Annotated in this window: 6 protein-coding genes; 5 read left to right on the top strand and 1 reads right to left on the bottom strand. The window is 75.4% G+C overall.

The features are described 5' to 3' along the window. The 5 genes from HUW36_RS26545 to HUW36_RS26525 form a co-directional block, all read left to right on the top strand. Positions 1 to 617: alpha/beta hydrolase family protein (locus HUW36_RS26545; RefSeq protein ID WP_174530642.1), on the top strand; the 617-nt coding region annotated here is incomplete at its 5' end. Between the two features lie 124 nt (positions 618 to 741). Continuing rightward, a complete protein-coding gene (locus tag HUW36_RS26540) occupies positions 742 to 1596 on the top strand; it encodes an ABC transporter ATP-binding protein (RefSeq protein ID WP_174530641.1) in 855 nt (284 codons plus the stop codon). Further along, positions 1593 to 2417, top strand: a complete 825-nt coding sequence (locus HUW36_RS26535; RefSeq protein ID WP_246248334.1) for an ABC transporter permease — start codon at positions 1593 to 1595, stop codon at positions 2415 to 2417. Before HUW36_RS26540 ends, HUW36_RS26535 begins: the two co-directional genes overlap by 4 nt. After that, complete coding sequence (locus HUW36_RS26530; RefSeq protein ID WP_246248333.1) at positions 2375 to 3601, top strand: sensor histidine kinase; 1227 nt, start codon at positions 2375 to 2377, stop codon at positions 3599 to 3601. The genes HUW36_RS26535 and HUW36_RS26530 overlap by 43 nt, the downstream gene beginning before the upstream one ends. Further along, positions 3598 to 4221, top strand: a complete 624-nt coding sequence (locus tag HUW36_RS26525; protein WP_174530640.1) for a response regulator — start codon at positions 3598 to 3600, stop codon at positions 4219 to 4221. The genes HUW36_RS26530 and HUW36_RS26525 overlap by 4 nt, the downstream gene beginning before the upstream one ends. Before the next feature lie 58 nt (positions 4222 to 4279). On the opposite strand, the gene HUW36_RS26520 is transcribed toward HUW36_RS26525, so the two are convergent. After that, on the bottom strand, positions 4280 to 4459 hold a 180-nt coding region (locus HUW36_RS26520; RefSeq protein ID WP_174530639.1), incomplete at its 5' end, for a phosphatase PAP2 family protein.

Raw genomic sequence — 4459 nt, 5'->3', positions numbered from 1 at the left:
GGACGCGGGCGGACGTGCTGCCGCACGCCGTCGCGCTGGTCGGCGGCAGCCAGGGCGGTTGGGTCGCGCCGCTCGCCGCGTCCCTCTCCCCCGCCGCGGTCGCCGCCGTGGTGAGCGTGTCCGGCCCGGCGGTGGGACCCGTGCCGCAGGAGGAGTACCGACTCCGGCGCCAACTGCCCGCGAAGGGCTTCACCGACCGTGACGTCCGGCGGGCGACGGCGCTGTTGCACGAACAGGTGGACCGGGTCCGCGCCGGCGACGACCCGGCCGACGTCCACGCCGCGCAGGCACCCTGGCACGACGCGCCCTGGTACCCGCTGCTCGCCGGCACCTCACCCGCGTCGATCGGCTTCCTCGCGGGCATCGCCGACCACGACCCGGAACCGGCGCTGGCGGCCCTGCGTCGCCCGTTCCTGGCGGTCTACGGCGCGGACGACGTGCAGGTGCCGGTCGAGGCGAGCGTAGAGGCCCTCGACCGGATCCTCGGCCGGACCGGTCACCCCGACCACACCGTCGTGGTCTTCCCCGACGCCGACCACGGCATCCGGGTACGGGGCAGGCGGGCGCCCGGCTTCGACGAGCTGGTCGTGACCTGGCTGCACCGCCGGCTGCGCTAGCCCGGCCGGGTCGGATCGCGCCGTCACGGCCGGTCGGGCGACGGCGGTGTCCGTCGACCGGTGGACACCCGTCGTCGCCCGGCCGGTCGTGCCGCGACCGCGCCGGCCGGCGGAGCATCAGGGCATGACGAGTTCCCCCGCGGTCCGGGTACGCAGACTGCACAAGCGGTACGGCCGGCGGGTCGCGTTGGCCGGGATCGACCTGGACGTCGCGTACGGCGAGGTGGTCGCCCTGCTCGGTCCCAACGGCGCGGGCAAGACCAGCACGGTGGAGATCCTGGAGGGACACCGCGGGCGCGACGGCGGCGAGGTGACCGTGCTCGGCGTGGACCCGGCGCGGGTCGGCCGGTCCGGCCGCGCCGCCCGGGAGTGGCGGTCGGGCATCGGCGTCGTCCTGCAGGAGGCCACCGACCTCGGTGAGCTGACCGTGGGCGAGGCGGTCCGGCACTTCGCCCGCTACTTCCCCGCCCCCCGCGACCCGTCCGAGGTGATCGAGGTGGTCGGACTGACCGACCGGACGCGCTCCCGGGTCCGCGCGCTCTCCGGCGGTCAACGACGCCGGCTGGACGTGGCCCTCGGCCTCGTCGGCGACCCCCGCCTGCTCTTCCTCGACGAGCCCACCACCGGCTTCGACCCGATGGCCCGACGGGCGTTCTGGGACCTGGTCCGCACGCTCGCCGACGCCGGCACCACGATCGTGTTGACCACGCACTACCTGGACGAGGCGGAGCAACTCGCCGACCGGGTGGTGGTGCTCGCCGGCGGTCGGGTGGTCGCCGACGACCCGCCGGCGGTCCTGGCCGGGCGGGCCGGCCACCAGGTCGTCGTGCGGTGGTCCGGCGGTGAGCGGCGGACCGACGACCCGGCGGCGGTGATCGCCGAACTGACCCGCCGCCACGGCGGCCCGGTCCCCGGGCTCACCGTGACCGCACCCGGCCTGGAAGACGTCTACCTCGACCTGATCGAGGGCCGGCCGTGACGACGTCGCACCGCACCGGCCACCCGTCCGCGCTCCTGCTCGGGCTGCACCGGGGCAGGCTCGAACTGAAGGTGTTCTTCCGCGAGTGGGACGCGGTGGCCTTCACCTTCGCCCTGCCGGTGGTGATCCTCGCGCTGCTCGGCTCGATCGTCTCCGGGGTCTACCCGGAAAGCGACGTCACGGCCGCCCAGTACCTGGCGCCGAGCATGGTCGCCGCGGGAGTCGCGTCCGCCACCTTCGTCAACCTCGGCGCCGGCATCGCCGGCGACCGGGACGACGGCACCCTCCGGCGGCTGCGGGGCACCCCGATGCCACCGGCCGCGTACGTCCTCGGCAAGACCGTGCAGACGACGGTCGTGGCCGCCGCGGAGACCGTGCTGCTGCTCGCCGTCGGGGCGCTCCTGTTCGAGCTGCGACCGCCCACCGACCCGGCGCGCTGGCTCACCTTCGGCTGGGTGTTCCTGCTCGGCGCCACCGCGTGCTCGCTGCTCGGCATCGCGGTGAGCGGCGTGATCGGCTCCGCCCGCAGCGCGGGGGCGGTGACCCAGCTGCCGTACCTGGTGCTCGCCTTCGTCTCCGGCATCTACGTCACCCCGATCGGCGCGCTGCCGCAGCCGCTGCTCGTGCTGGGTTCGATCTTCCCGCTGAAATGGATGGCGCAGGGCTTCCGCTCGGCGATGCTTCCGGACACGATTCTCCCTGCGGAGGCGGTGGCCGACTGGGAGCACGGTCGGACCGCGCTCGTCCTCGCGGCCTGGTGCATCGGAGGTCTGCTGCTGTGTCTGAGCACGTTCCGCTGGCACGGCCGGCGGCACCGGTGAGCGGCGGTGACCCACCGCCCTCAGCGGCGTGGGTCGCCCGGTTCCCGCTCTGGGACGCCTACTTCGCGGTCCTGACCGTCGGGGTGGGGATCGCCGTGGCGACCAGCAACCCGCCGGACGCGTCGTACCGCGCCGGCTCCGCCGCACTGCTGGCCGCCCTCGGCATCTGGTACGTCGCCTTCGGCCGCGCCCTCCTGCGGTACGGGATCGGCGGGTGGCGGGCGTACCTCTACCTGGGGGTCGCGTTCGCGCTCTACGCGGCGGCCGTGGCGCTGGCGTCGCCCGCGTCGTTCGCCCTGTTCGTGCTGCTGCCGCAGGCGTTCATGCTGCTGCCGACGGTGCCCACGGTCGCCGTGGTGGTGTCGTTCATCGCCGTGCAGGTGGCGAAGGACCTGCTGACCGACGGTGGCGACCCGAACGCCCGGGGGACGCTGCTGGCCGCCGGGATGGTCGCGGTCGTGGTGTCGGTGATCGGCGGCTGGGTGCGGCACCTGTTCGTCGACGCCGACCGGCGGGCCGCGCTGGTCGACGAGCTGGCCGCCTCCCGGGACGAGGTGGCCCGGCTGTCCCGACAGGCAGGCGTCGCCGCCGAACGGCAGCGGCTGGCCGGCGAGATCCACGACACCATCGCCCAGGGTCTGTCCAGCGTGGTCATGCTGATCCAGGCCGCCGACGCGGAGCTGGACCGCGACACCGGGCAGGCCCGACGACACCTGGCCCTCGCCGTGGACACCGCACGGTCCAACCTCGCCGAGGCGCGGGCGGTCGTCGCCGCGCTGGCCCCGGCCGAACTGGCCGGATCGCCACTGGTCGAGGCGGTGCGGCGGGTGTCGGACCGGTTCCTCGCCGAGACCGGCGTGCCGGTCGTGCTGACCGTGCCGCAGCCGCAGCCCTCCCTGCCCACCCCGATCGAGGTGGTGCTGCTGCGGGTCGCCCAGGAGGCGCTGGCGAACGCCCGCAGACACGCCGCCGCCGGCCGGGTCGAGGTACGCCTCGACCGGCGCGACGACGCCGTCGTGCTCGAGGTCCGCGACGACGGCCGCGGCTTCACCGGACCACCGACCGGCGACGGATACGGCCTGGCCGGCATGCGCCACCGGGTCGAGCAGGTCGCCGGCACGCTGCGGGTGACGTCCCGCCCCGGCGCCGGCACCACGGTACGGGCGGAGGTGCCGATCAGATGATCACGGTGCTGCTGGTGGACGACCACCCGGTGGTACGGGCCGGCGTGCGCGGCATGCTCGCCGGCGAACCGGACATCGCGGTGGTCGGCGAGTGCTCGTCGGCCGCCGAGGCGGTCACCGCCATCCGGACGGTACGCCCCGACGTCGTCCTGATGGACCTGCGGATGCCCGGCGTGGACGGCGCGGCGGCGACCGCCGAGGTGCGGGCCGTGGCGCCGGACACGCGGGTGGTCGTGCTCACCACGTACGACACCGACGGGGACATCCTGCGCGCGGTCGAGGCCGGCGCGGCGGGCTACCTGCTCAAGGACGCGTCCCGGGCCGACCTGGTCGGCGCGGTCCGAGGCGCCGCCCGCGGCGAGACCGTCGTCGCACCGGCGGTGGCCGGTCGGGTGTTCCGCCAACTCCGCCACCCCCGGCCGGTCACCCTGTCGCCCCGGGAGGTGGACGTGTTGCGACTGGTCGCGCAGGGGTTGTCGAACGGCGAGATCGGGCTGCGACTGCACATCACCGAGGCCACCGTGAAGACGCACCTGCTCCGCGCGTTCGGCAAGCTGGGCGTGAGCGACCGGACCGCGGCGGTGACCACCGCGATGGCCGCGGGCCTGCTGCCCACCTGAGCCCGCCGCGGGCGGCGGACATCGTCCGCGCCACCCGTCCCGCCCGGGGCGTCCGCCGTCAGTGCGCCGGCCGCCCCGGAGCGCATCGGTCACGGCTGGGCCCGACCGGTCGACGCACGGCGGGCGTCAGCAGCACCACGACCGCCGCGGTGGTCGCCATGCCCAGAAACAGCCCGGCGACGACGTCGTGCGGGTAGTGCACGCCGGCGACCACGCGCGCCGCCGCGGCGAGCAGGCC

The organism is Micromonospora maritima (assembly GCF_902825405.1).
GTDB classification, from domain to species: domain Bacteria; phylum Actinomycetota; class Actinomycetes; order Mycobacteriales; family Micromonosporaceae; genus Micromonospora; species Micromonospora maritima.
This window is presented reverse-complemented; position numbering and strand designations above follow the sequence as displayed.

Coding starts and splice junctions, on each gene's coding strand:
- HUW36_RS26540 (WP_174530641.1), top strand. CDS start 742: ATGACGAGTTCCCCCGCGGTCCGGGTACGCAGACTGCACAAGCGGTAC.
- HUW36_RS26525 (WP_174530640.1), top strand. CDS start 3,598: ATGATCACGGTGCTGCTGGTGGACGACCACCCGGTGGTACGGGCCGGC.